This window comes from Candidatus Poriferisocius sp., from assembly GCF_965204145.1.
Lineage (GTDB): Bacteria > Actinomycetota > Acidimicrobiia > Acidimicrobiales > Bin134 > Poriferisocius.
The window spans coordinates 343201-367206 of the sequence record NZ_OZ241977.1 but is presented as its reverse complement, the minus strand read 5'-3'; the positions used below and the strand labels follow the sequence as shown (position 1 = coordinate 367206).

General features: G+C 66.4%; 22 protein-coding genes. 16 read left to right on the top strand and 6 right to left on the bottom strand.

The annotated features are described in order from the left end of the window. Positions 1-11 precede the first annotated feature (11 nt). The 6 genes from ACOGI7_RS01620 to ACOGI7_RS01595 all read left to right on the top strand — a co-directional run bounded on the left by ACOGI7_RS01620 (position 12) and on the right by ACOGI7_RS01595 (position 6101). On the top strand, positions 12-335 hold the full coding sequence (locus ACOGI7_RS01620; protein ID WP_419850189.1) for a virulence factor: 324 nt from the start codon (positions 12-14) through the stop codon (positions 333-335). Then, a complete protein-coding gene (locus ACOGI7_RS01615; RefSeq protein WP_419850188.1) occupies positions 332-1234 on the top strand; it encodes a dihydropteroate synthase in 903 nt (300 codons plus the stop codon). The genes ACOGI7_RS01620 and ACOGI7_RS01615 overlap by 4 nt, the downstream gene beginning before the upstream one ends. After that, on the top strand, positions 1231-3300 hold the full coding sequence (locus tag ACOGI7_RS01610; protein WP_419850187.1) for an ASKHA domain-containing protein: 2070 nt from the start codon (positions 1231-1233) through the stop codon (positions 3298-3300). The genes ACOGI7_RS01615 and ACOGI7_RS01610 overlap by 4 nt, the downstream gene beginning before the upstream one ends. Next, positions 3297-4832 carry a trimethylamine methyltransferase family protein gene (locus ACOGI7_RS01605; RefSeq protein WP_419850186.1) on the top strand — a complete coding sequence of 512 codons (1536 nt, stop codon included), beginning with the start codon at positions 3297-3299 and terminating at the stop codon, positions 4830-4832. Before ACOGI7_RS01610 ends, ACOGI7_RS01605 begins: the two co-directional genes overlap by 4 nt. A gap of 34 nt (positions 4833-4866) precedes the next feature. Continuing rightward, complete coding sequence (locus tag ACOGI7_RS01600; protein WP_419850185.1) at positions 4867-5292, top strand: GFA family protein; 426 nt, start codon at positions 4867-4869, stop codon at positions 5290-5292. Positions 5293-5357: 65 nt separating this feature from the next. Next, on the top strand, positions 5358-6101 hold the full coding sequence (locus ACOGI7_RS01595) for an IclR family transcriptional regulator (RefSeq protein WP_419850184.1): 744 nt from the start codon (positions 5358-5360) through the stop codon (positions 6099-6101). A gap of 19 nt (positions 6102-6120) precedes the next feature. On the opposite strand, the gene ACOGI7_RS01590 is transcribed toward ACOGI7_RS01595, so the two are convergent. From ACOGI7_RS01590 to ACOGI7_RS01580, 3 genes are read right to left on the bottom strand one after another with little or no spacing between them, the layout of a single operon-like run. Beyond that, positions 6121-7098 carry an electron transfer flavoprotein subunit alpha/FixB family protein gene (locus ACOGI7_RS01590; RefSeq protein ID WP_419850183.1) on the bottom strand — a complete coding sequence of 326 codons (978 nt, stop codon included), beginning with the start codon at positions 7096-7098 and terminating at the stop codon, positions 6121-6123. Next, positions 7098-7874, bottom strand: coding sequence for an electron transfer flavoprotein subunit beta/FixA family protein (locus ACOGI7_RS01585; protein WP_419850182.1), 777 nt, complete (start codon positions 7872-7874; stop codon positions 7098-7100). Before ACOGI7_RS01585 ends, ACOGI7_RS01590 begins: the two co-directional genes overlap by 1 nt. A gap of 15 nt (positions 7875-7889) precedes the next feature. Continuing rightward, positions 7890-10421 (bottom strand): GcvT family protein, encoded by a 2532-nt coding sequence (locus tag ACOGI7_RS01580; protein WP_419850181.1) that lies wholly within the window; start codon positions 10419-10421, stop codon positions 7890-7892. A 96-nt stretch (positions 10422-10517) separates the two neighbouring features. Between ACOGI7_RS01580 and ACOGI7_RS01575 the strand changes: the two genes are divergently transcribed. Together ACOGI7_RS01575 and ACOGI7_RS01570 are read left to right on the top strand one after the other, a co-directional pair. Next, positions 10518-11402, top strand: a complete 885-nt coding sequence (locus ACOGI7_RS01575; protein ID WP_419850180.1) for a methylenetetrahydrofolate reductase — start codon at positions 10518-10520, stop codon at positions 11400-11402. 217 nt (positions 11403-11619) lie between these two features. Then, entirely contained in the window at positions 11620-12897 is a 1278-nt protein-coding gene (locus tag ACOGI7_RS01570) for an ATP-binding protein (protein WP_419850179.1), read from the top strand. Positions 12898-12917: 20 nt separating this feature from the next. On the opposite strand, the gene ACOGI7_RS01565 is transcribed toward ACOGI7_RS01570, so the two are convergent. Both ACOGI7_RS01565 and ACOGI7_RS01560 read right to left on the bottom strand, forming a co-directional pair. Then, positions 12918-13445: a hypothetical protein gene (locus ACOGI7_RS01565; RefSeq protein ID WP_419850178.1), complete on the bottom strand. Its 528-nt coding sequence runs from the start codon at positions 13443-13445 to the stop codon at positions 12918-12920. A 23-nt stretch (positions 13446-13468) separates the two neighbouring features. Continuing rightward, positions 13469-14494, bottom strand: coding sequence for a Rieske 2Fe-2S domain-containing protein (locus ACOGI7_RS01560; RefSeq protein WP_419850177.1), 1026 nt, complete (start codon positions 14492-14494; stop codon positions 13469-13471). Between the two features lie 65 nt (positions 14495-14559). Between ACOGI7_RS01560 and ACOGI7_RS01555 the strand changes: the two genes are divergently transcribed. From ACOGI7_RS01555 to ACOGI7_RS01525, 7 genes are read left to right on the top strand one after another with little or no spacing between them, the layout of a single operon-like run. Further along, positions 14560-15933, top strand: a complete 1374-nt coding sequence (locus ACOGI7_RS01555; RefSeq protein ID WP_419850176.1) for an amidohydrolase family protein — start codon at positions 14560-14562, stop codon at positions 15931-15933. A 28-nt stretch (positions 15934-15961) separates the two neighbouring features. Then, positions 15962-16453, top strand: coding sequence for a VOC family protein (locus ACOGI7_RS01550; protein WP_419850175.1), 492 nt, complete (start codon positions 15962-15964; stop codon positions 16451-16453). A gap of 7 nt (positions 16454-16460) precedes the next feature. Beyond that, positions 16461-16949 (top strand): VOC family protein, encoded by a 489-nt coding sequence (locus ACOGI7_RS01545; RefSeq protein ID WP_419850174.1) that lies wholly within the window; start codon positions 16461-16463, stop codon positions 16947-16949. Between the two features lie 34 nt (positions 16950-16983). After that, entirely contained in the window at positions 16984-17256 is a 273-nt protein-coding gene (locus ACOGI7_RS01540) for a 2Fe-2S iron-sulfur cluster-binding protein (RefSeq protein ID WP_419851439.1), read from the top strand. An 11-nt stretch (positions 17257-17267) separates the two neighbouring features. Beyond that, on the top strand, positions 17268-18410 hold the full coding sequence (locus tag ACOGI7_RS01535) for an acyl-CoA dehydrogenase family protein (protein ID WP_419850173.1): 1143 nt from the start codon (positions 17268-17270) through the stop codon (positions 18408-18410). Then, positions 18407-19408, top strand: a complete 1002-nt coding sequence (locus ACOGI7_RS01530) for an acyl-CoA dehydrogenase family protein (RefSeq protein WP_419850172.1) — start codon at positions 18407-18409, stop codon at positions 19406-19408. Before ACOGI7_RS01535 ends, ACOGI7_RS01530 begins: the two co-directional genes overlap by 4 nt. Before the next feature lie 8 nt (positions 19409-19416). Beyond that, the gene (locus ACOGI7_RS01525; protein ID WP_419850171.1) at positions 19417-20436 is read left to right on the top strand and encodes a cyclase family protein; all 1020 of its coding nucleotides are present in this window, start codon (positions 19417-19419) and stop codon (positions 20434-20436) included. Between the two features lie 23 nt (positions 20437-20459). On the opposite strand, the gene ACOGI7_RS01520 is transcribed toward ACOGI7_RS01525, so the two are convergent. Next, positions 20460-21434 carry a Gfo/Idh/MocA family protein gene (locus ACOGI7_RS01520; RefSeq protein WP_419850170.1) on the bottom strand — a complete coding sequence of 325 codons (975 nt, stop codon included), beginning with the start codon at positions 21432-21434 and terminating at the stop codon, positions 20460-20462. A 79-nt stretch (positions 21435-21513) separates the two neighbouring features. On the opposite strand from ACOGI7_RS01520, the gene ACOGI7_RS01515 reads away from it, so the two are divergent. Continuing rightward, positions 21514-24006 (top strand): glycoside hydrolase family 2 TIM barrel-domain containing protein, encoded by a 2493-nt coding sequence (locus ACOGI7_RS01515; RefSeq protein WP_419850169.1) that lies wholly within the window; start codon positions 21514-21516, stop codon positions 24004-24006.

Here is a 24006-nt window from a genome sequence, read left to right as displayed (position 1 = left end):
ACGGCAACCTAGTGGTGATCTGTTGGCGGGACATCCCCGCTCAGGTGAACGCCGGCTCGGGATCCTCGAAAATCCAGCGCATCCTCCCCCGCCGCTTCCAACGCGCGATCGACGAAGCCGCCATGGTGGCAGGCAAGACCCAGGCATCGCAGTACGTGGGCGAGTGGCGCCGCAAGGTGATCCCCGGCGACCCCGACGACCCCGAGGGTGCCGCCCTGCGGGCCGCCGAGGAGCTTGAGGCTGCCTTCCCGCGGGAGCGGCTCAAGGAATTCGTAGCCACCGGGGGCTGGGACCCGGACAATGCAACCGTGAGTCCCCAGGAGGCGACAACGTGACCGAAACCGTGCTCAGCTCGGCGACCAAAGAGGTGGTGATCGGTTTTGACCGCCCCTTCGTGATGATCGGCGAGCGGATCAACCCCACCGGGCGCAAGCTGCTGACCGAGGAGATGAAGGTCGGCGACTTCAGCCGGGTGGAGGCCGACGCCTTGGCCCAAGTGGCCGCCGGCGCCCACATGCTGGACGTGAACGCCGGCATCCCGCTGGCCGACGAGCCCGCGCTGCTGGCCCGGGCGATCAAGCTGGTGCAGTCGGTGACCGATGTGCCCCTGTCCATCGACTCGTCGATCATCGAGGCGCTGGAGGCGGGCATCGCGGTGTACGACGGCAAGCCGCTGATCAACTCGGTCACCGGCGAGGAAGAAGTGCTGGAGCGGGTGCTTCCCCTGGTGGCCCGCCACAGCGCCGCGGTGGTGGCCATCTCCAACGACGAGACCGGCATCAGCGAGGATCCCGACGTCCGCTTCAAAGTGGCCCAGAAGATCGTGGAGCGGGCCGCCGACCACGGCATCCCCCGCTCAGATGTGGTGGTGGACCCACTGGTCATGCCCATCGGGGCCATGGGCACCGCGGGCCAGCAGGTGTTCCGCCTGGTGCGGCGCATCCGCACCGAACTGGGGGTGAACACGACCTGCGGAGCCAGCAACGTGAGCTTCGGCCTTCCCAACCGCCACGCGGTGACCGGCACGTTCTTGGCCATGGCCATCGGCGCGGGGATGACCTCGGCCATCATGAACCCGCTGCACGGCGAGGTGAAGCAGGCGGTGATGGCAGCCGACGTGCTGGCCGGCCACGATCAGGACTGCATGGCGTGGATCGCCGAGAACCGGGACCCGACCACCGCCGGGGAGGGGGCAGCTCGCCGTCGAGGAGGACGTCGCCGGGCCGCAGTATGAGCCCCGAGCACCGCGTGGTGTTCACGCCCAGCGGCATTGTGGCAATAACCCCGGAGGGGTCCACGGTGCTGGATGTGGCCCGCACCGCCGGGGTGGACATCGACTCGGTATGCGGGGGCCGGGGGCTGTGCGGCCGCTGCCAGGTGTCCCCCAGCACTGGCCAGTTCGCCAAGTGGGGGCTGACGAGCACTGACGACGCCCTCTCCGCGCCCGGGCCCACCGAGCTCGACTACCGAGGACGCCGCCCGTTGGAAGCAGGCCATCGGCTGAGCTGTCAGGCCGCCGTGCTGGGCGACGTGGTGATCGACGTCCCGCCTCAGAGCCAAGTACACAGCCCGGTGGTGCGAAAGGCGGTCGATCTGGGCGAGATCACCCTCGACCCGGTGGTGACCCTCCACTATCTGGAGCTGCCCGTCGCCGTGCTGGGCGACGAGATCTCCGATGCCGAACGGCTGGTCGGCGCTTTGGACGACGACTGGGACCTGTCCGGCGTTGAAGTTCCCGCTTCAGCACTGCCCGCCTTGTCTTCGGCGATCGCACAGGGGAACGGGGCGGTCACCGCCGTGGTCCACACCCGACGGCAGTACTCAACACATGCCGAAGACGGGGAAGTGGTCGAGCGGCGGGTGCTCACGGTGCGACCGGGGTATTCCGATGCGGAATTCGGCGTGGCGGTGGATGTGGGCTCGACCACCGTGGCCGGCTACCTACTGGATTTGGCCACCGGTGAGGTGGCTGCCACCGCAGGGCGCATGAACCCGCAGATCCGCTTCGGCGAGGACCTGATGAGCCGGGTGTCCTACGCCATGTTGAACCCCGGCGGCACCGCCGAGCTGACCACGGCGGTGCGGTCGGCCATCGACAACGTGATCGGCGAGCTCTGTGAGGCCGCGGCCATCGACCGAACCGACGTCTGCGATCTCGTGGTGGTGGGAAATCCGATCATGCACCACCTGGTGCTGGGCATCGACCCCACCCCGCTGGGCGCAGCCCCGTTCACATTGGCCGTGCGCGACGGGGTGTGGGCCAACGCCAGCGACATCGGCGTGGACCTGCCCGCCGCATCCCTCTATGTGGGGCCGTGTATCGCCGGCCATGTGGGAGCCGACGCGGCGGCGGCCCTGCTGGCCGAAGGGCCGCACCGGTCCCCCCGCCCTCAGCTGTTAGTGGACGTGGGAACCAATGCCGAGATCGTGCTGGGTGACGGCCAGAGAGTGTGGGCGGCGTCGAGTCCTACCGGGCCCGCATTCGAAGGCGCCCAGATCAGCTGCGGACAAAGAGCCACCGCCGGGGCAATCGAAGGGGTGCGGATCGACCCCGCCACGCTGGAGCCCCGCTTCAAGGTGATCGGCTGCGACCTGTGGTCCGACGACCCCGGCTTTGAAGACGCGTTGGGCTCTCTGGAGGTGTCCGGGCTGTGCGGTTCGGGAATAATCGAGGTGATTGCGGAGATGTTCCTCGTCGGGATCATCGACCACCGAGGTGTCATCGGCGGTGAGTTGGCCGAGCGCAGCCCCCGCATCATCGCCGACGGTCGTACGTTTTCTTATGTGCTTCAAATCCAGCCGGTACCGCTATTGGTGACCCAAAACGACGTGCGAGCAGTTCAGTTGGCCAAGGCCGCGCTGCGGGCCGGCATCGATCTGCTCTTGGAGCACGCCGGGATCGCCGAGGTGGACGATGTGAGGTTGGCCGGAGCGTTCGGCGCCCACATCAGTCCGGTTCACGCCATGGTGCTGGGTTTGGTGCCCGACGGGCCGGTAGAGGGGGTCAAAGGGGTGGGCAACGCCTCGGGGGCGGGCGCGGCCCGGATGCTGGTTTCGGGATCGCAGCGCGCCGAGACCGAGCACGCCGCCCGGGAAGTGGTCAAGATCGAGACCGCCACCGAGGCCCGTTTCCAGGAGTTGTTCGTGGCCGCCATGTCGCTGCCTCATGAGACCGCCCCCACCCCCCACTTGATGCAAGCGGTGGATTTGCCATCGCGATCAACAACCGATAGCGAGACTGCCGGACCCAAGCGGCGCAGACCAGCCCGCCGGCAGCATGCGACCCAGGAGCAGCGATGAGCGAGCGACAAGGAAGGCGGGGCGGTGGTCGGGCCGGCCGCCAGGCTGCCCGGGCGGCCAGCCAGGTGGTGGCCGCCCCGGTGCTGGAGCGGCGCCTGGCACCGGTGGAGATCATCGACGAGGCCGGCCTGGCCCAGATCGAGGAGAACGCCGAGACCATCCTGGCCGAGGTGGGCGTCGCCTTCCAGGACTTCCCCGAAGCTCTGGACCTGTGGCGGGATGCGGGGGCCGACGTGAACCGCGAACTGGTGCGGTTCCCCCGGGGACTGTGCCGCCAGATCGTGACCCAGAGCGCCCCCGCCACTTATACCCAGCACGCCCGCAACCCCGAGCGCAGCGTGAGCATCGGGGCCAACACCACCGTGTTCGTCCCCAACTACGGCTCGCCGTTCGTCACCGACCTCGACCAGGGGCGGCGCTACGCCACCCTGGCCGACTTCGAGAACGTGGTGAAGCTCGCCTACCGCCTCCCCCACCTGCACCACAGCGGGGGCACGGTGTGCGAGCCGGTGGACGTGCCGGTGGAGGTGCGCCACCTCGACATGGTGTACGCCCACCTCCGCTACAGCGACAAGCCCTTCATGGGCTCGGTGACCAGCGCTGAGCGGGCCGCCGACTCGGTGGAGCTGGCCCGCATCGCCTTCGGTGGCGACCTGGCCGACCGCACGGTGATGACCTCGCTGATCAACGCCTCCTCCCCCATGCGCTGGGACGCCACCATGCTAGGGGCGGCTACCACTTACGCCCGGGCCAACCAGGCCAGCATCATCAGCCCGTTCATACTGGCCGGGGCCATGTCGCCGGTGACCGTGGCCGGGCTGTGCGCCCAAGCTCTGGCCGAGGCGCTTTCGGGCATGGCCTACCTGCAACTGGTGCGGCCCGGATCGCCCGTCGTCTTCGGCACGTTCGCCTCGTCGATGTCGATGGCCACCGGTGCCCCCACCTTCGGCACCCCCGAGGCCGCCCAGGCCATCTTCGTCATGGCCGCGCTGGCCCGGCGCTGCGGGGTGCCATTCCGCTCCGGCGGCCAGCTCACCGCCTCCAAGGCCGCCGACGCCCAGGCGGCCTACGAGTCGGCCCACACCCTGCTGCCCACCGTGCAGGCCGGGGTCAACTTCGTGCTCCACGCCGCCGGGTGGCTGGAGGGGGGCCTGACGCTCGGCTACGAGAAGCTAATCATGGACGCCGACCAACTCGGCGCCATGGAGGTCCACGCCCGGGGGGTGGACTTGACCGACAACGGCCAGGCCATGGAGGCGTTTCGCACCAACACCCACGGCGACCACTTCTTGGGCAACGCCCACACCCTGGCCAACTTCGAGACCGCCTTCTGGCGCTCCGAGGTGGCCGACAACAACAGCTTCGAGCAGTGGTCCGAAGAGGGCTCCCTCACCGCCGCCCAGCGGGCCAACACCCGCTGGAAAGAACTGCTGGCCGACTACCAGCCACCCCCCATCGACGACGCCATCAACTCCGAACTCCAAGACTTCATCGCCCGCCGCAAAGCCGAGATCTCCAGTCAATCGGAGTGAGGTGACTACTCACCAATAACAGGAGGAGGAGCTCATGACTGAATCGTTGAGCGGGCGGTGCATGTGCGGGGCCGTGAGGTATGTGATCGACGGGCCGGCCCGGGGAGTGTGGAACTGCCACTGCGAACGATGTCGGCGCTGGACGGGGCACTTCACCGCCGCCACCAGCTGTCGTCGCGACCACCTTCGCCTGATCGCCGACGAAACGCTGGAGTGGTACCACCCCGAAGAATGGCCCGATGTGGCCTACGGCTTCTGCCGGCGGTGCGGCAGCTCGCTGTTCTGGAAGGTAATAGCCCCGCCTCCGGGAGAGTCGGAGCACAAACTGGACACCATAGGGATCTGGGCCGGAACTCTCGACCCGCCCACCGGGCTGTCGACCGAGCGGGTGATCTACGCCGAGGACGCATCCGATTACCACACGATCACTCCCGGAATCGAGACTCTGGACCGCGACTAGCAATTCGGCCAGAATTTCCTGTTCCGTATCGTGGAACTGTTTCAGCACCGGGGTAGGGTGAGGCCATGGCGGTGCAGTCGGTGGAGCGAGCGTTCATGCTGCTGCGGGCGCTGTCGCAGGAACCGCTCGGAGTAACCGATCTATCCGATCGAGTGAGCTTGCCCAAGAGCACTGTGGCCCGGCTGCTCTCCGCGCTGGAAGCCGAGGACGCGGTAACCCAACTGGAGGCCGGGGGTGCGTATCAACTGGGCGACGGGCTGATCGACATAACCGGAGCGGCGTCGGGCACCCGCAACCTCATAACTGCGGCCCGTCCCCACCTGCTGGAGCTGACCGACGCGCTGCACGAGGTGGCTGGCCTGTCGATTGTCGACAGCGGTCAGGCCTATTACCTGGACCAAACCTATATCTCTTCCGACATTCAAATCCGAGACTGGACCGGCGAGTATTCCCCGCTGCACGCCGTGGCCTCGGGGCTGGTCCTGCTGGCCCACCTCCCCGTTGACCAGCAGGAAAAGTACCTTGCCCAATCTCTTGAGGCCTGCACCCAGTGGACGGTGGTTGACCCCGATGCGATCCGTGATCGCCTCGCCCAAGTGCGCAGCCTGGGATACGCCTGGGTTTACGAGGAGTTCGTGGAAGACCTGAACTCGGTGGCCGCCCCGGTGCTCAGCGAAGACGGCCAGCCGCTGGCCGCCCTCCACATTCAGGGCCCCGCCTACCGCTTCCCCGACCCCGACCTGGCTCACGACCACGGATTGGCCGTTGTCGCCGCTGCCAACCGCCTCGCCTCCCAGCTCAGCGCCTGACCGACACTGTCCCTGATCTTTAGGCCCGGCGGCGCTTGATTTCTTCGGTGATGGCGGGGATTACTTCGTGGAGGTCGGCGATGACGGCCCAGTCGGCCTTGACCACCATGTTGGCCTCGGGGTCGATGTTGATGGCCAGGATGTGCTTGCTGGCCTTGGCCCCCACCCAGTGCTGGATGGCCCCGGAGATGCCCGAGGCGATGTAGATCTCGGGGGTGATGCGGGTGCCGGTCTGGCCCACTTGGTCGGAGTGGGGCCGCCAGCCGTTGTTGGTCACTGCACGGCTGCAACCCACCCGGCCTCCCAACATGGCGGCCAGCTCCTCCAGCGGGGCGAATGCCTCGGGCGATCCCACCCCCCGGCCACCGCCGATCACCACCGGAGCGGTCGACAGCGTGACCCCGGCTTCGAGCACCACCCGATCTTTGACAACGGTGCGAGCCAGCGACGGGTCCAGGTCGACTTCTACCGCCTGGGCAACAGCTTCGACTGCCGCCTCAGCTTGCTCGGCGGCCAGCGTGTGCAGGCCACTGGTTAGCAGGGGCCGCTCGGAAACTAGCCGGGCGTCCTCCAGTAGCGAGCCGCCCCATTGCTGGCGGGTGATAGCCCACTCCCCTGCCCCGCCGTTAAGGTCTACTTCGAGGCAGTTGGCCACCATGGGCAGATCGAGTCGGGCGGCTACCTGGGCCATGATCTCGTTGCCCCGCTCGCTGCCTCCGGCCAGCACTGCCCCCGGATTCAGTTGTCGAATCATCTCGGCTGCGGCTTCGCCCCAGGCCTCGGGGCCGAAGTCACTCAGCACGTCGTGGACGGCGGTGTACACCGCCTCGGCACCGAAGGCGCCAGCTTCAGACACCAGTTCAGCGTCGTCGGCGCCGATCAGCGCGGCATGCAGCGGCGCACCCATCTGGGCTGCCAGCTTCCGCCCGAAGGTCAGCGCCTCCCGGGCGGCCTCGTCCATGGTGCCCCGGTCGTGCTCCAACATCACGAGCAGCATCACACCACTCCCAGTTCTTCGAGCACGTCCACCACGGCCGGAGCCGCCTCGGGGCTATTCCCCAGGATCACCGTCTCAGTGACCGTCTCCCTCGGCCGGTGCAATCGCACCAACGACTGCCCACCCGGTTCGGCGTCGGAGCCCTGCTCGGCGATCTCCAGCTTCTTGGACGCCAGCCGGCCCCGCATGGTGGGGTACCGGGGCAGGTTGATGCCCTCCTTTACCCCGACGGCGGCCGGCATGGGCATCTCGTACACCTCGAAGCCGCCGTCGATCTCCCGTCGGGCTCGAACCACGCCGCCTCCGGCCTCGGTATCCACCTCGATGCCCTTGATGCCGTTGACGATGGGTCGGCCCAGGGCATAGGCCACCCGCACGCCCACCTGGAAGCCCCCGGAGTCGGCCGACTCGTTGCCGAATACCAATAGGTCGAAGGGGCCGTCAGCCGCCTCCAAGCCCCGGATGGCGTCGGTGAGCGCAACCGCGGTGCGCTGGGGGTCCCAGGCCGAGCCGTCGGTGGCCACCAGCACGCCGTGGTGGACCCCCACCGACGCCGCATAGCGAAGCTGATCGGCCGCCTCGGGCGGTCCCAGCGTCAGCACGGTCACCTCGCCGCCGTGGCGCTCGGTGATCTGCACTGCTTCCTCCACCCCGCACTCCTCGTGGGGGCTGGTGGCGAAGCCCAGATGGGAGGCGTCCACAGCCAGCCCATCGTCGGTCACGTTGATCTTGGCCCCCGGGGCCGGCACTCGCTTGACGCAGCACAAGATCCTCATGGCCAATTCGCTTCCTCAGCCCCTCAAACGGGTGTCTTCGGGGTCGAACACCGCGCCGGTGCTGGCCACCTTCACCGGGAACAGCTCGTTCATGTACATCACCTGGAGGTCGGTGCCCGGCTGGGCCAACTCCGCCGGGAGATAGGCCATCAGCAGGTGCTTGCCCACCGACGGGCCTGGCCCCGCGGTGGTCACCCGCGACACCCGCCCGTGGGAGTCGGTGATCCGCTGGCCGTCCTGGGTCAGGATCGGCTCGTTGCCCCCCTGCATGTAGCGCTTGCGGCCCTGGCCGTCGGTCAGGTCTTCCACCGTGAGCACGCACATCGAGACCTCGGGGTCGCCCATCTCCCGGGCAGCCAAGTAGGGCTCTTTGCCGATGAACGGCGCGGCCTTCACCTTGGGCCGGGCCAGGCCGGCCTCCAGCGGGTTGTACTCGCTCTCCAGCTCGGCCCCCATGAGCCGATAGCCCTTCTCCAGGCGTCCGGAGGTGCCGTACACCCCGCCGCCGGTGGGCCGCAGCCCGTAGTCGGCGCCCACCGCCATGAGGGTGTCCCACAGCACCGGGCCGTCATCCCAGGCGGCGTAGATCTCCCAGCCGGTGTCACCCACGTAGGAGATGCGGAACAGCGTGGCTGCAATGGTGCGACCGCTGCAGTTGAGCTCCACGTCGACCAGCGAGCCGTAGGGCGACCCGGCCTGGCTGAGGTCTTGGCTGGTCAGCACACCGATCACATGGGGGGCGTTGGGCCCCCACACCCCGAGGGTGGTGATCTGGTCGGTGATGTTGGCGAAGCTCACCGAGCCGTCGACAGGCAGATGGCGGCGGGCCCAGAACTCGTCGCGGCCGCCGTCGAATACGCCGGTCACGATGCGCACCCGCTCGTCGCCCATCCGCATCATGGTCAGATCGGAGTGGAACCCGCCGTCGGGGGTCAGCCACGGGGTGTAGATGGAGCGGCCCACCGGCACGTCCACTTTGTTGACGGCCAGATAGTCGGCATAGGCCACCGCGCCCGGCCCGGTGAGCTCGAAGATCTGGAAGGCGCTCAGGTCGACCATCCCGCAGTTCTCCCGCAGGTTGAGGTGCTCGGCCACGGTGATCGGGCTCCACCACCGGGCGTCCCACTCCACCTCCCGGTCCTCCACCTCGTAGCGGTCCACCAGATCGGCGTTGGACTCGAACCACTGGGGCCGCTCCCAGGTGCGGGCCTGGAAGAACTCGGCTTGAAGCTCCTGCTGGCGGGAAAAATAGGGGCTCACCCGCAGGTTGCGGCGGCTTTCCCACTGCTCTTGGGGGTGGACGATGCCGTAGGTCTTGTTGAAGTGCTCCGCCGAACGGGCCCAGATGTGGTCGTCGCCCCGCTCCTCGGGATAGAAGCGGGACACATCGGCGCCGTGGACGTCGATCACCCGGGGATAGCCGAAGGTCATCCACTCGGCCACCACCTGGGCCATGCCCGGCCCCTCCTTGACCCAGATGGCCGCCGCCGACCACAGGTTGCGGACCTCGGGCAGCTCCCCCAGACACGGCATGGCGTCGGGGGTGAGCGACAGCAGGCCGTTGATGGCGTATTTGATCTCGGCGTCGCCCAGCATGTCCATCAACTCGATGGCCTGCTCCATCTGGAGGTCGAAGTCGTCGGCGGTGAACGGCATCTCGGTGGGCGACAGGGCGGCTTCCTCGTTGGAGGGGATGTCGTCGGGGTGGTGGAAGATGGGCCGGTGGGCGTACGAGCCCACCTCCATGGAGCCGGCCGACTGGCGCTCGTAGCAGAAGGTGTCCATGTCCCGCACGATGGGATAGCCGATCTCGTTGTTGGTCTCGGCCAGGATGTCGAGCGGGCCGACGTCGGCCATCTGATGCACGGCGGGCACCAGCGGGATGTAGGCGTCGGCCATGTTGGCCACCCGGTTCGACCACACCCCGCAGGCGATCACCACATACTCGGTCTCGATAGTGCCCTTGTCGGTGACCACCGCCTTGACCGTGCGGTCGCCGGGGTTAGGGCCATCTTCGGTGATGATGTCGAGCACCTCGGTGTTGGCCGCCACATGGCAGCCTCCGTTCACCGCCACGTTGCGCATCTGGGTGCCGGTCTCCAGCGAGTCGACCACCGAGACCGTGGGGCAGTAGAAGCCCTCCAACACGATGTCGGTGTTCACGAACGGCACCAGCTCTTTGACCTCTTCGGGGGTCAGCAGGTGGGCCTCGATGCCCCAGGCGGTGGCCGAGGTCATGCGCCGCTTGAGCTCGTCGACGCGCTCTTGGGTGCGGGCCACCTCGATGCCCCCGGAGTCCACCGAGAGCCCCAGGTCGCGGTATTGGTTGGCGCTCTGCTCCCCCAGCAGGCACATCTCCTTGTTGTGGTCCACGGGGAAGATGAAGTTGGAGGCGTGGCCGGTGGATCCTCCGGGGTTGGGAAGCGGGCCCTTGTCCAGCAGCACCAGATCGGTCCACCCCAACTTGCTCAGGTGCCCGACCAGGCAGTTGCCCACGATTCCCGCGCCGATAACAACGCACTTGGCCTTTTCGGGGACCTCAGCCATGTCCTGCCTCCATCGTCATGCCCAACTCGCTTCCTCAACAGGCCGTGCTGCCTGCAAGTATTGCATTTCTGGTCCGTATTATGGTACAGTTCCGTTATGCGGAACGACTCGGCCAGTCTATCGCGGTGGGAGGAGCCCCAACCGACCGGTCCGAATCCCGACGTTCAGCAGCTTATTCGCGGCGCAGTCTTCGAGATCATTCCCCTGAACAGCGCCCCAGAAGCCATCGATGCACTGCCCCCGAATTCACGGGTTTCGGTCACCGCATCGGCCACCAAAGGCCAAAACGCCACGCTGGATCTGGCCGAAGAGCTGATCAAGCGGGGCCACCATGCCATCCCCCATTTCTCGGCCCGCTTGATGCGAGACCACGGCCAAGTCAAGGATCTGGCCGACTGGGCCAAGGACAACGGCGTGACCACCGCCTTCGTGATCGGCGGGGATGCCACCGAGCCGGGTGCCTACCACGATGCCCACAGTTTCATGAAGGACCTGTTCGAGCACGACCACGGCCTCGACACGGTTGGAATTGCCGCCTACCCGGACGGCCACCCCCTCATCGGCGAGGACATGCGCCGCAGCGCCTTGTTCGCCAAGCAGGAACTGCTGACCGAGGCCGGCCTGCGCGGCTATTGCAGCACCCAGATGTGCTTCGACCCAGCCAAGATCATCGCCTGGCTCAAGGCCGAGCGGAACGACGGACTGACGCTACCAGTGCATCTGGGCATCCCCGGCGCAGTGGAGCGCACCAAGCTGCTCACCATCGGCGCCCGCCTCGGCGTCGGCCAGTCGCTGCGCTATCTCCGCAAGAATCGCCGCTCCATGGCCAAGCTGCTCGGCTCGTCAGCCCACGACCCCTCCGATCTCCTGGAAGCCCTCAGCAGCCAGCTCGCTCCCCTGGGCATCAACGGCCTGCACATCTTCACCTTCAACCAGGTGGCCACCACCGCCGCCTGGCGCCAGGCCCTCCTCCACAGCTAGCCGCTTCGCATCCCTATAGGGCGCTGCGACGACAAGTCACTCTTGTGGGCGAACGGTTACACGCGCAATCAGTAACCGCTAGGTGCCATACTGCCCCCACCCAACATCGAGGCACCCTCGCCATGACCCCAAAACCGAAGACAAAATTCCCACAAAATGAAAGGTAGATTTTCCATAAACTAGAAGATAAATTTCCCCTAATTGCTAAGATGGGCACATGGGAGGGGCAAATACCCTGTCGATGCCCGGCTACCGGGAGCGAGTAGCTGGAGTCGAAGTCGAGGCTGCCCTACGGCGCCGAGGCGCTGTTTTGATTCAGGGGGCGAGAGGCACCGGCAAGACATGGACGTCCCGCGATCACGCCTGCTCAGAAGTGCGGCTAGACGACCCCGACATGCTGGCTCTGGCTGAAACCGACCCAGACCATTTGCTGTCGCGTCCCCCTCCGCTCCTGATTGACGAGTGGCAGCACGCCCCCGCCTTGTGGGACCGCATACGCCGAGCGTGCGACGACCGGCCCGGCACCGGCCACTTCATCCTCACCGGCTCTGCCCGACCCACAGACAGCATCACTCGCCACACCGGCACCGGGCGCATCACCCGGTTGAGGATGAGACCGATGACGCTGTTTGAAACGGGAGTGTCCACCGGAGAGGTGTCGCTACGCGATGTGCTAGCTGGGAACGCAAGGCCCGCGGCGGAGAGTCGCGCCACCTTGCTGGACGTGGCCAACGCTGTCTGCCGCGGCGGGTGGCCAGCCGGCCTTGACCTCCCTCAAGACGCAGCAGTGGCCGCCGTGCGCGACTACATCCAAGAGGCTGTCCGAACCGACATCGAAGACGCGGTGGGCGTCCGCCACAACCCCGACGCCCTCGAAAGCCTCCTGCGGCTCATCGCCCACAACCTGGCCTCGCCGGTGTCGGCCGCCAAACTGGGAAGAGACATGAACCCGGCGTCGCCACCCGCCACCCCGACCCTCGCCTCATATCTGGATGCGCTGCACCGCATCTTCGTATTGGAAGACCTCCCCGCCTGGTCACCAGCACTGCGGTCGAAAGCCACCGTGAGGAAAGCCCCGAAGCGGCATCTGGTAGACCCGTCGCTCGCTGCCGCCTTGGTCGGAGCGTCCCCAGACGGCCTGATGGCCGACTTCTCCATGTTCGGCAGCCTGTTCGAGTCGCTCGCCGTGCGGGACCTGCGCGTGTACGCCCAGCCGCTGGGCTTCGACACGTTCCACTACCACGACTCAGACGAGCTGGAAACCGACATCGTGATACAGGGCCTGGACGGCACCTGGGCGGCATTGGAAGTCAAGCTGAACTCAGGTCCCCGGCAAATCGAGGAAGCCGCCACCGCCCTGAAGCGACTCCGAGACAAAGCCCACAAGCGGCGCGCCAATCAGCTCGCGCTAATGGCGGTAGTCACAGCCACCAAAACCGCCCACATGCGCCCCGACGGAGTAGCCGTCATTCCCCTCACCACCCTCGGCCCATAATCCCGATGAACTGCCCAAGGTCATGGTCGACCACTCGGGCCCGCTGGCAATGGACTGGGCGGCTCTTCAAAGGGGACAAGAGTGAGTATCTTCCCGGATTCCGGCTGGATCGTCACGAGGATGAGTTCTGTATTGATCTCGTACATATCGGTACGAGTGGAATAGCTGGCAGCAGTTACCTCATCAGTTTCTGCAAGCGCTTCATCATCAACAGTGATCCATGGCCCATCAAGGCTCGTTGCTTCATCAAGCCTGAGCGTGGCGCTGACGCCCCACAGCTCGTTCTCGACGTATGCCAAGCGGTGACCTTCGATGGTGAACTGAGCTTCGTCTAGCACTGCCTCAACTTCACTATTCGCTCGAATTGCCCTGTCAATGGACTCGACGTCAGTCACTTCAGGGGCTTGATGACCGGCAAGAGCTGGCTGTTCTTCGGCCTGATTGGCTCTATCGTCGCCTCCGTTCAAATCAGAGCCGCATGACAGAAGCATGGCTGTACAGATCACTATGGCACTGACGGCAGAAATCGCTCTCAACTCAGCGAACATCTCAACGCTGATTGTCCTTGCTCTTAGCCCCCCGAAGCCCCTTCGGCGAGGAGGGCGGCGAGGCTGCGGCGCCATTCTACTGAGGGGCGGTCGGATTGGACGCTGACGGTGGCGGTTAGGTCCATGGGGAGGACGCCTTCGAGCTTCTCGAGCATGGCTTTGTCTTCGGCGCCGATGGCCAGGTCGAACTGCATGATCTCTTCGGCGGACACCGAGAAGTCGTCGTTGCGCCACACCACAAAGTTGAACAGCGAGTTCACGTCGTCCATCGGAGTGGTCAACAGCAGCAATATGTGCTCGAGGCCGGACTCGTAGGCGATGGTGCTGCGCACTGAGAACGGCAGCACGTATCCGGTGGTCATCCGGCGGTGCAGCACATCATCGTCTTGACCGGTGGTGGTCTGGCCCGCGTCGCTGGTGTTGTTGGCGTTCACTTCGTACACGTAGCCCCGATAGCCATCGGGCAGGTCGCCCATCTCCAGCGGCGGTATCACTGTCTCCTGGGCCAAACCGAAGGTGGCGGTGTGGACGAAGGGGAAGTGGGAGAAGTCCATGAAGTTGTCGGTGATCCGGGTGGATGAAACCGCCCACTGCTGGAACGGCGTATTGAGCCGGCGGAACTCGGGGTTGTCCTCCTGGGGGATTTCCGGGATCTGACCTAAGGGCTTGCCCGGGCACAGCCAAACCAGGCCATAGCGCTCCTCGACGTTGACTAACTCCAAGTGGGCCTTGGGCGGTACCGGGGTTCCCGGCGGGGACGAGGGCACCAGCTGGCAACGGCCCCCGGCGCCGAACCGCCACCCGTGGTAGGGGCATTCCAAGCAGCCGTCCACCATGCGCCCTTCTGACAGCGGGGCCTCGCGGTGGGGGCAGCGGTCGGGAGCCGCGGTAAGCGATCCGTCGTCGGAACGCCACAGCACATAGCGGCGACCCAGCACTTGTATCCCGACTGGGCCCGGTGCGATGTCTTCGACAAGAGCGATCGGATACCAGTGGTGGTCCAGTGCGGGCTGGCCGACGAGCTGGTTGGAGGCGCCGTTCCCACTCATGGGCCGATGATACCGCCTAACCCTTTTCCTGTTTCCCAGACACAGCGCCGGTAACGTCAACTGACGTGTCAACAGCCGACTGGGTGATCACCGGCGACATCGTGACCATGGACGCCGAGCGCGCCATCATCTCGGGCGGCGCGGTGGCGGTGGCCGACGGCAAGATCGCCGCGGTGGGCAAGGCTGACACCATCAGGGCGCGGTACCCGGATGCTCCTGAACGGGGCTCCGCTGATTCACTGGTGGTACCCGGATTCGTCAATGCCCATCAGCATCTGACCGCCGACCGGCTGGTGGCCTCGGCCATCCCCGACGACCTGCCCCCCGGCGCGGCCATCTTCGAGTGGATCGTGCCCGTCCACGAGCACGTCACCGGCGACGATGATGAGCTATCCGCCACCCTGGGTTTGGTGGAGGCCGCGGCCAACGGGATCACCACCACCATCGACGCCGGCACGGTGGCCCACCCCGACCGGGTGGCCCAGGCCATGGACGCAGTGGGCGTACGGGGCGCCGTCGCCCGCTGGGGGTCGGACGCCGACGGCCTGCCCCAGTCAGGTCCGGTAAACGAGGTGATCGACGCCCAGCGGGATCTCATCGAGCGATATCCCCCCGGCGGCCTGGTGGAGGCGTCGGTCACGCTGGTGGGCCACGACTTGATGTCCGACGGCCTGGTGGTGGCGGCCGCCGATCTGGCCCGCTCCTCCGGGCGGCGGCTGAGCTTCCACATCTCCCCCACCCCCGACGACTCAGCCAGCTATTTGGAGCGCACCGGGATGCGCCCGCTGTTACACCTCGACCGTTTGGGGGTGCTCGGCCCCAATGTGCTGGTGGGCCACGCCGTACACGTCGACGACGCCGAAGTGGAAACCCTGGTACGCACCGGTACCGCAGTGGCCTCCTGCCCGTGGGCCTACCTGCGCCTCGGCCAGGGGCTCACCGAGCGCTTCGCCCACCTGGAGTTGTGGCGGCAGGGCGGGCGATTGGCGCTGGGTTGTGATACCGAGAACGCTAGCGATGCCATCGACGGGCTGCGGGCCGCCGCTCTGTTCGCCGGTTTGGCCAAAGACACCGCCGCCAACCCCACCGAGTTTGGCGCCCATCACGCCTTCGAGTTGCTGACCATCGCGGGCGCCGAGGCGGTAGGTATGGCCGACCAAATCGGCTCTCTGGAAGCGGGCAAAGCCGCCGACATCGTGGTGATCGACCGATCCGGCATCCAATGGCAGCCGCCCAGTCCCGACCCGATCCTGCAGCTGGTGTGGGCGGGCGGAGGCCGCTCGGTCACCGACGTCTTCGTCGCCGGCCAACTCGTGATTGCCGACGGCCGCTGCACCACAGTGGACGCCGATTCGCTGCGCTCCGAGGCCCGCCAGGCCGCACAGTCTCTCATTGAGCGCTCCGGCATCCACCCCCGTTCCCGCTGGCCCATGCGATAGCCAACAACATCAACTAGAAATAGAAGCGATGACCTACCCAAACACTCTCATCTTCGTTGACTTCCCCTCCGATGATCCCGAGGCGTCAGCCGTCTTCTACCACGAGGTATTCGGCTGGGAGGTGGAGCCCCGCCCCGCCGGCGTGTTCCACCGCATCGTCCCCGGCCAGAACTTCCAACTCGACGACGGCTCCCAGAGCGAAATCGGCAACCTGCACATGGGGATCCACAACGCGGCCAACGCCCGTCCCCACCCCGACCCCGCCGGCGTGGAGCCCCGGGGCCTGTCCGAAGACGGGCGCACCGTGCGGATCTGGATCCTGGTGAGCGACGACGACTCCTCCGACGCCATCATGGGCCGGGCCACAGCCCGAGGGGCCACCGAGCTGTGGCGCGACCACTACTGGGCCGAGTTCAACGGGTTCAACGCCGCATTCAAAGACCCGTGGGGCAACACGCTCATCCTGTGGACCAAGGGCGGCGACGACCCCCAGATCCCCGACGGCTGGACCGACGAGTAAGGCTGCCGTGGCCGATCACGACCCCGTCTACGACGTCCACCCCCCGGGCCCCCGCTGGACCCACATCGCCCTGCGGGTGGCCGACATGGACGCCACCATCGACTGGTACACCACCCACACCCCGATGCGGCTGCTCGACCGGCGAGAAGACCACATGGGCTACGGGGCCTGGTTGGGCCACGGCGATTCCGCCGACTCGCCGTTCATCCTGGTGCTGGCCCAGTTCTTCCCCGAGACCGATCCGTTCAAGGACTCGCCCATGGCCAAGCTGGCCCCCTTCGCCCATCTGGGCATCGAGCTGACCAGCCGAGAGGCGGTGGAGGAAACCGCAGCCAGGGGCAGCGCCGAAGGATGTCTGGCCATGCCCCCCACCGACATGCCGCCCCCCATCGGCTACATCTGCATGCTCACCGACCCCGACGGGAACATGGTTGAGTTCTCCTACGACCAGGGCGTCTACGCCCTCGCCCGCCAACTCGCCCAGCAGCAAAGCTGAAGCACCTGCCTTTTCCCTTCCAGTGAGCAGCCCAATCAGCTTGACGATCATCTTCAGAGGCCAGCGCCGCACGATGGACTACGTCGAGGGCGACACGGTGCTCGAATCGGCCCGGCGAGCCGGGCTCAACCCGCCGTTTTCCTGTGAGGCGGGGAACTGCGCCACCTGCATGGCCTTTCTCCAAGAGGGCAGCGTCACCATGCGGGCCAACGAGGCGTTGGAGCCCGACGAGGTGGAGGAGGGATTCATCCTTACTTGCCAGTCGGTCCCCGACTGTGACTCCGTCGTGGACTACGACAGTCTGTAATCCACACTGTGATGGATCCTGAGACCTTCCGCCGCGATTTGGGGGTGTGGCTCGACGCCAACGCTGGCGAGCTCACCCCGCCATATGCGGGCATCGCCTCGATGGACGAGCAGATGGCGCACTACTCCAAAGTGAAGCGGGCCCTGTTCGATGCCGGGTTTGGCCGTTATGGATGGCCGGAGTCGGTGGGTGGGCTCGGCGGCTCGCCGCTGCTGCGGGCCATCGTGGGCGAAGAGATCAACTTCCGAGGGCTTGCCGATCCCAACGCCTGGACGATGATCGAAGTGCTGGCCCCCACCGTGATCGACTTGGCCCCACCGGAATTGTCCGCCCGTCTTGTGCCGCCGTTTTTGCGGGGCGACGAGATGTGGTGCCAGGGATTCTCCGAGCCCGACGCGGGCAGCGACTTGGCTTCGCTGTCGTGCCGGGCGGTCAAGACCGACGGCGGCTGGGTGGTCAGCGGCCAGAAGGTTTGGACCAGCTTCATTCAATACTCCCAGCGCTGCGTGCTGCTCACCCGCACCGGCGAGCCGGACAGCGCCCACCGGGGCATTACCGCCCTGCTGGTGGATGTGGACTCACCGGGCATCACCTACAGCCCGATCGAGACCATGCACGGTCGCCTCGACTTCGCCGAGGTCCACTACGACGACGTGTTCGTCCCCGAAGACCGGCTACTCGGAGAGGAAGACGGTGGCTGGCAGGTGGCCATGGACATCCTTCCCTACGAGCGGTCCACCACGTTCTGGCACCGGGGCGCCCTATTGCACCGGCGCTTCTCCGACCTGGTCGCCCAGGTGGCGGATGCGGGCGATTTCAGTGACTCCTCAGCCCAGGCGGTTGGCCAGGTACTCCTGTCGATCCTTGCCTTCCGCAGCCGATCCCGCGATACCCAATATCGGCTTGCTGAGGGACAGCAGCTCGGCGTGGAGACGTCGATCGACAAGATCCTCATCACATCGGCTGAGCAGAAGCTGTTTGAGACAGCCCGCGACCTGCTGCCCGGTGTCATCGAGTTCGACGAGGGTCGCGATGCGGAAATGTGGCGCACCGACTACCTGTACTCCAAGGCGGCCTCCATCTACGGGGGCACCGCCGAGATTCAGCGCAACATCGTCGCCCGACGATTGCTTGATCTGGGGCCGGAGTCATGAGCGAGTCCATCAACGCCGACGACCTAGCGCTGCTCTCTGCCAGTTTCGAAGCCGTTATGGCCGACGCGCCCGGTCCAGGCGAGGCCGACCGGGCGCTCCACGACTTGGGCTGGGCCGACCTGTTGGACGCGGCTCCCGGCCCGGCGGCGGCGATGGCGTTCACTGCTCTCGGCACCACCGGCTCGGCTGCCACCCTGCTCGACGACGTGGTGGCACATGCCCTCGGCCTTCCCATAACCCCTGAAATCTGCATGTTGTTTCCCGCCACCCTCCACAACAACCCGGCGGACCCGCATCCAGACGATCCCAAGATCCTCCTCCAGGAAGACCCTTTTGTTGTCAATGGTCTGGTGTCGTCGCGGATCAACCAGGCAGCCGCAGTGGTTGTGGCCTTGGATGACGGCTCCGGCCCAGTGCTGGGAGCGTTCGAGGCTGGCTTCCTTCGAAATTGGGAGGCGACAGGAGTCGACCCCGCCCACGCCTATCGCCATCTGTCGACCCGAATCCGGACCGAGTTGATGACACCGATAGAGAACAATGGCAATTGGGACGCGGCAATGGCCACCGCCCGGATGGCCTTGGCCCACCAGCTCATTGCGGGGGCCCGAAGGATGCTGGCCGAGGCGCGCCAGCACGCCCTAGACCGGGAGCAGTTCGGCCGCCCGGTGGCGTCGTTCCAGGCCATCCGTCACAAGCTGGCCGATTCGCTGGTGCTGATCGAGGGGGCGGCATCGGTGGCCGAAGCGTGCCTGCGCGACCCCGACCCGATGCTGGCCGCGCTGGCCAAGGCGCTGGCTGGCCAGGCCGCCCTCACCACGGCGGCCCACGCCCAGCAGGTGCTGGGCGGGATCGGCTTCACCGCCGAGCACCGGTTCCACCTGTGGCTCAAGCGGATGCTGGTGCTCGATGCGCTGTTCGACTCCGCCAGGTACCTCTCAACCGAGATCGGCCGCGATCTGTTGATTCATGGGACCGTGCCCCGTCTCATCCAGCTCTAGGAGGACCCATGGGTCGAGAAGACTACGCCCGATACGCCACGAGCTGGTCGGCGCCCGACTACTCCGTGGACGACAACGGCAAGGTGGTCGGCGGCTATGAGCCCGAAGGGCCCAACAACTGGGGACGCTGGGGCGACGACGACCAGATCGGCACCCAGAATCTGATCGGCCCCGAGCAGCGAGTTCGGGCCGCCTCGCTGATCCAGTCGGGCAAGGTGTTCTCGCTGGCCCTTCCTATCGACGCCAGCGGCCCCCGGTTCCATACCCGGCCGGCCCCGCTGCACTGGTTCATGATGGCCGGGTCCGACCAGGTGGTGGGCTCCCCGTATAGCGCCGCCGATCCCGACTTCCAGTGGAACGACGACATGTTCCAGATGCCCCTCCAGGGCTCAACCCAGTGGGACGGCTTCGGCCATGTGATCTACCGGGACACGATGTACAACGGTTATTGGGCCGGCAATGTCACCGCTTTCGGGGGCGCATCGGTGCTGGGTATCGAGAACCACCGGGAGAGCTTTGTGGGCCGAGCGGTGCTGTTGGACTTGCCTCGCTCTGAGGGCTGCGACCCGCTGGCCCCGGTTACGGTCATCGACTCGGCCATGCTGGATCGCTGTGTCGAACGCCAGGAAAGCTCAGTTGAAGCCGGGGACATCGCTTTGATCCGCACCGGACACCTCGCGTTGTGGGATCCGGCGTTTACCCCCGAGCAGCAGATGGAGTATTTCAACGGGTCTCCGGGTTTCGGAGTGGATGCCCTCAACTGGTGTGACCGCAACGACATCTCCGCGGTGGCGGCCGACACCATTGGCGTGGAGGTGCTGGTGCCCGAAGACCCCGAGGACCGCAAACATCCCGTCCACTGCGGGGCGCTGGTGGATCGGGGGCTCCCCCTGGGCGAGTTCTGGGTGCTGGACGAGCTGGCCGCCGACTGCGCCGCCGACGGCCGCTATGAATTCATGCTGGTTGCCCCGCCGCTCAATATCCCCGGCGCGGTCGGATCACCCCTCAATCCGATCGCTATCAAGTAGGCGCCAAACAGACGCTTCGCACTTCACTCCCCCGGGAACCGCATACCGATCTGGTCGCGGATCTGGTCGAGGGTGCCCATGATCGACAGTGTCTCGGCGTGGGAGATCACCGGGCTCTCCAGCTCACCGGCGGCCAAGCAGCGGTGGAACTCCTCCACCTGGAAGCGGAGGCCGTCCCCCTCCCACGAGCCGTCGATTTCCTCTCGCTCAAACCCCCGCACGACCGTGAGCGATCCGGGGCAGTGCATGAACGCGGGGATCTCAATTGTGCCCTCAGTTCCGGCGATGCGAGCGGTGCAGCCCAGGTTAGTGGCGATGGCCGCCTTCACCACTGCGAGCTCGCCGCCGGCGTGGCCGAGTACAGCGGCCACCTGTTCATCCACCCCGGTCTCGCCGATTCGGCCTTGGGCCGCCACGGTGGTGGGGGTGCCCAGCACCAGCGAAGCGAACTGCACGGGATACACCCCCAGATCGAGAATCCCCCCGCCGCCTCGCTCGGGGTCGTAGAGCCGGTGGTCGGGGTCGAACGGCTGGTGGAACCCGAAGTCGGCCTCGACTAGTTGGGGCTGGCCGATGGCCTGCTCACCCAGCAGATCGACCAACACCCGATAGGCAGGGAGGAACCGGCTCCACATGGCCTCCACCAAGAGCAGGCCCCGCTCTCGGGCGGCATCAATCATCCGTTGGCTCTGGGCCTGGTTGAGGGCGAACGGCTTTTCGCACAGCACGGGCTTGCCGGCCTCCAAGAACATGAGCGTGTCCTGCTCATGACGAGACTGGGGTGTGGCCACATACACGGCGTCCACGTCTGGGTCGGCAGCCAGATCCTCGTAGCTGCCGTAGGCCGCTGGGGCCTCATATTTGGCGGCGAAGTCCCTGGCCCGGTCGACCGAGCGCGAGCCAATGGCGTAGATCTCGGCGTCGTCCAGCAACTGGAGCCCGTTGGCAAACCCAACGGCGATGCCTCCTGGCCCGGCGATTCCCCATCGAATGGTCATGGCCGGACGCTACTTCTGCCAGCGGCGGGCACGCTCTTTGGAGGGGCCTTCCCCTACTCTGTGCCGACTGGAGGTACCGATGAGATCGTCGTTCAACGCGGGCTGGGCAGTGCGACCCAAACAGAACCCGTTCTCGGAGCTGACGGGCGCAAAGAGCGCGCCCGAGCCGGTGACGCTGCCTCACGACGCGATGATCGGCACCCAGCGCGATCCCTCCGCTTCCCACGACATCGCCTATTTCCCCGGCGGGGTGTGGGAGTACTCCAGGCGGTTTGAAGCCCCGGCCGAGTGGCGCGATCGCCGGGTCGCCCTTCAGTTCGAGGGCGTGTACCGCGACGCCATGGTCTATGTGAACGACGACTTCGCGGCCTCCGAGCCCAATGGCTACGCCGAGTTCATCGTCGACCTCAACCCGTTCTTGCGCTACGGCGAGGAGAACACCATCAAAGTGGATTGCCGGGCCGGCGAGGATTCCCGGTGGTATTCCGGGGCGGGCATCTACCGGCCCGTGCACCTTTGGGTGCAGAACCCGGTACACCTGGCCATCGACGGCGTATGGATCACCACCCCGGAGATCGACGACCAAGGCGCGGTGGTGGAGGTGGCCGCCGAGGTGCAAAACGACACCGCCCACACGATGACGGTGCGAATGGCCTGCGAAGTACGCGACGCGGCTGGCGAAACGGTGGCCCGGGGAGACATCCCGGTGACCTTGCGTCCCCACACCACGGTGATCGCCCGCCAGCGGCTGGCGGTGTCCAACCCGGCCCGGTGGAGCACCGACCAACCCGACCTCTACTCCTGCACCACCACCCTGGCTGAGACCGACGATGGATCTGCCGAGCTGGACCGCGATGTCACCGCCTTCGGCATTCGGTCGCTTCAGCTCGACCCCGCCCACGGCCTGCGGATCAATGGCGAGACGGTGAAGCTGCGGGGCGCCTGCGTCCACCATGACAACGGTCCCATCGGCGCCGCCACCATCAGCCGGGCTGAGGAACGCCGAGTAGAGCTGCTGAAAGCCGCCGGGTTCAACGCCCTGCGCAGCGCCCACAACCCGATGAGCCGGGCCATGCTCGACGCCTGCGACCGCCTCGGTGTGATCGTGATGGACGAGACGTGGGACATGTGGACCGAGAACAAAGTCAATCACGACTTCGCCCTGCGGTTTGAGGAGCGATGGCGAAGCGACGTCGCCACCCTGGTGCGCAAGGACCGCAACCATCCCAGCGTGGTGCTCTACTCCACCGGCAACGAGATCCCCGAGGTCGGCTCGCCGCTCGGGGCCGCCCGAGCACGCGACATCGCCGAGCACGTCCGCTCGCTCGACCCCCACCGCTACGTCACCACCGGGGTGCAGCCGATGCTGGCCATCCGAGGCCTGATTGCCAAGATCCCCGAGATCCTCGGGTTTGTGGAATCACCGGATTCAACCGAAGAGGTCGAGCCGTCACCCACCGAAGAGGCCGAATCGCAAGGGGTGAACACCCAGATGGCCATGTGGGCCATGGTGAAGGACCAGGTCATGCGGGATCCGATCATCGCCGAGGGCATCGAGGAGGTGTCGGCCTCGCTAGATGTTGTGGGCTACAACTACGTCTCCAACCGCTATCTCCTCGATCACGAGCTGTACCCCAATCGGGTGATCGTCGGCTCGGAGACCAATGTGACCGACCTGGGCCGAGACTGGCCGGTCATATGCGCCCATCCCCATCTGATCGGGGACTTCACCTGGACCGGCTGGGACTATCTGGGCGAAGTAGGCATCGGCCGAGTCGGCTACGACGACGAAGATCCGGTGGACCGAGGAGTTCCCGGCGTGGTCGCACCATTTCCCTGGCTCGTCGCCCACACCGGCGACATCCACACCACCGGGGTCCGGCGTCCGGCCTCCTACTACCGGGAGATCGTCTTCGGTCTTCGCCGAGAGCCCTTCATCGCGGTGCAACGGCCGGAGAACGCCCACAAGCAGGTCGCCTACTCCGGCCCGTGGTCGTGGAGCGACACCGTCGACAGCTGGTCGTGGGACGGATACGAGGGAACCACGGTGGACGTCGAGGTGTACTCGGCCGACGACGAGGTGGAGTTGGTGCTCAACGGCAAGTCTCTCGGCCGCCAGCCCACCGACGAATTCCACACCAAGTTCGCGGTCGCCTACGAGCCGGGCGAACTCGTGGCCATCGCTTACAGCAACGGTGAAGAAGCGGCCCGAACTGCGCTGCGAACCGCCTCCGGTCCGCTGCACCTTGCGGTTGAGGCCGACCGGCCCGAGATCACCGCGGGCGACGCCGACTTGGCCTACGTCTCCGTTCGCCTGACTGATGCCGACGGAATCATGAACCCGGTGGCGAATCGGCCGATAGCAGTGACTGTGGAGGGCCCCGGAGTGGTCCAGGGCTTCGCCAGCGCCGATCACCAGTCCACCGAGCCCTTTGGATCGAACATCTGCACGACCTACGACGGCCAAGCCCTCGCCGTGATCCGGCCAACCGGCCCAGGCACCATCAACCTCACCTTCACCGCCGACGGCCTCGACCCCGCTGCCTGCCGCCTCACCGTGAGCGAAGGCTGA

Bases quoted from the DNA above. Each gene is read 5' to 3' on its own strand.
- ACOGI7_RS01560 (WP_419850177.1), bottom strand. From the start codon at position 14,494: ATGAGTGGGAACGGCGCCTCCAACCAGCTCGTCGGCCAGCCCGCACTG.
- ACOGI7_RS01520 (WP_419850170.1), bottom strand. From the start codon at position 21,434: ATGACCATTCGATGGGGAATCGCCGGGCCAGGAGGCATCGCCGTTGGG.
- ACOGI7_RS01550 (WP_419850175.1), top strand. From the start codon at position 15,962: ATGACCTACCCAAACACTCTCATCTTCGTTGACTTCCCCTCCGATGAT.
- ACOGI7_RS01585 (WP_419850182.1), bottom strand. From the start codon at position 7,874: ATGAGGATCTTGTGCTGCGTCAAGCGAGTGCCGGCCCCGGGGGCCAAG.
- ACOGI7_RS01605 (WP_419850186.1), top strand. From the start codon at position 3,297: ATGAGCGAGCGACAAGGAAGGCGGGGCGGTGGTCGGGCCGGCCGCCAG.
- ACOGI7_RS01565 (WP_419850178.1), bottom strand. From the start codon at position 13,445: ATGTTCGCTGAGTTGAGAGCGATTTCTGCCGTCAGTGCCATAGTGATC.
- ACOGI7_RS01580 (WP_419850181.1), bottom strand. From the start codon at position 10,421: ATGGCTGAGGTCCCCGAAAAGGCCAAGTGCGTTGTTATCGGCGCGGGA.
- ACOGI7_RS01575 (WP_419850180.1), top strand. From the start codon at position 10,518: ATGCGGAACGACTCGGCCAGTCTATCGCGGTGGGAGGAGCCCCAACCG.
- ACOGI7_RS01595 (WP_419850184.1), top strand. From the start codon at position 5,358: ATGGCGGTGCAGTCGGTGGAGCGAGCGTTCATGCTGCTGCGGGCGCTG.
- ACOGI7_RS01530 (WP_419850172.1), top strand. From the start codon at position 18,407: ATGAGCGAGTCCATCAACGCCGACGACCTAGCGCTGCTCTCTGCCAGT.
- ACOGI7_RS01600 (WP_419850185.1), top strand. From the start codon at position 4,867: ATGACTGAATCGTTGAGCGGGCGGTGCATGTGCGGGGCCGTGAGGTAT.
- ACOGI7_RS01535 (WP_419850173.1), top strand. From the start codon at position 17,268: ATGGATCCTGAGACCTTCCGCCGCGATTTGGGGGTGTGGCTCGACGCC.
- ACOGI7_RS01590 (WP_419850183.1), bottom strand. From the start codon at position 7,098: ATGCTGCTCGTGATGTTGGAGCACGACCGGGGCACCATGGACGAGGCC.
- ACOGI7_RS01610 (WP_419850187.1), top strand. From the start codon at position 1,231: ATGAGCCCCGAGCACCGCGTGGTGTTCACGCCCAGCGGCATTGTGGCA.
- ACOGI7_RS01525 (WP_419850171.1), top strand. From the start codon at position 19,417: ATGGGTCGAGAAGACTACGCCCGATACGCCACGAGCTGGTCGGCGCCC.
- ACOGI7_RS01515 (WP_419850169.1), top strand. From the start codon at position 21,514: ATGAGATCGTCGTTCAACGCGGGCTGGGCAGTGCGACCCAAACAGAAC.
- ACOGI7_RS01570 (WP_419850179.1), top strand. From the start codon at position 11,620: ATGGGAGGGGCAAATACCCTGTCGATGCCCGGCTACCGGGAGCGAGTA.